Here is a 1,007-nt window from a genome sequence, read left to right as displayed (position 1 = left end):
GACCCGCCGGGCCGCGTCGGCGGCGGAGATCCGCAGCGTGCCGACCAGGAAGTCGTTGACCGAGCGGCACCCGAGGTCTTCCGGGACCCGCCGTTCGACGGCCTCGACGATCGCCCGGTGCCCGACGGCAGCGGCCCTGCGCAGGACGGTTTCGAAGCGCTGGAAGAACTCGACCAGGTCGCCGTTCGACAGGCCGGTGAGGTCGTCTTCGAGCAGGCCGTCGACAGCGGTGTCGAGGGCAGCAAACCGCGCCCCGACCTCGTCCCCTCGTACCCCCATCGAAAGCATGTTCGAACTATATCGAGGGGGTCCGACAAGTTTCAGTCTGCGACGTAGCGCAGCATCACCACCGTTTCGAAGCGCCTCGTCTCGGCCAATCTGAGCTGGATGCGCTTGTCCAGCGGCGGGAAGAGCGGTGTGCCGCCGCCGAGCACCACGGGCGAGATGAACAGCTGGTACTCGTCGATGAGCCCGTGCGGGATCAGCGAGGCCGCGAGGTTCGCCCCACCGACCTCCATGACGCCGTCACCTTCGGATTTGAGCCTGCGGACCTCCTCGACCGCGTTCTCACCGACCAGAGTGCTGTTCCAATGAACCTCGGTGAGCGTCCGGGAGAAGACGACCTTGCGCTTTTCCGTCCAGAGTCCGGCGAACTCACGCTCGATGGGCGACGCATCCTCAGGGATGTGGGGCCAGTACTCGGCCATCAACTCGTACATTCGGCGGCCGTGCAGCGAGATCTCTAGCTCGCGGAACCTGTCGTTGTGGAACTGGTGCAGCTCCTCGTCCGGGTCCGTCCAGTCGATGTTGCCGTCGCGGTCGTTGACGTAGCCGTCCAGGGAGACGCCGTAGGGATAGATCAGCTTTCTCATGATCGGGTAGACCTCCTGGGCGCCCGAGACTCATCGAGGCGTGCCGCCTGCTCATCAGGATGCCGTTTCTACCGCCGAGTCGTGGAGGTTTCCGTGATGCACGATCGCGACCTGCATCGATGGGTGGGGCGGGCG

The 1,007-nt window shown here is 65.3% G+C and carries 1 protein-coding gene and 1 pseudogene; both read right to left on the bottom strand.

The features are described 5' to 3' along the window. Positions 1 to 288 (bottom strand): annotated as a pseudogene (locus I0Q12_RS26825) (DUF222 domain-containing protein); the annotation flags it as partial. A gap of 32 nt (positions 289 to 320) precedes the next feature. After that, positions 321 to 872: a dihydrofolate reductase family protein gene (locus tag I0Q12_RS26820; protein ID WP_197256375.1), complete on the bottom strand. Its 552-nt coding sequence runs from the start codon at positions 870 to 872 to the stop codon at positions 321 to 323. Positions 873 to 1,007: the final 135 nt, after the last annotated feature.

The sequence above is a fragment of the Rhodococcus sp. CX genome (assembly GCF_015865005.1).
In the GTDB taxonomy this organism is placed as follows: domain Bacteria; phylum Actinomycetota; class Actinomycetes; order Mycobacteriales; family Mycobacteriaceae; genus Rhodococcus.
The sequence above is the reverse complement of the archived record's forward strand: the minus strand, read 5'-3'. Positions and strand labels throughout refer to the sequence as shown.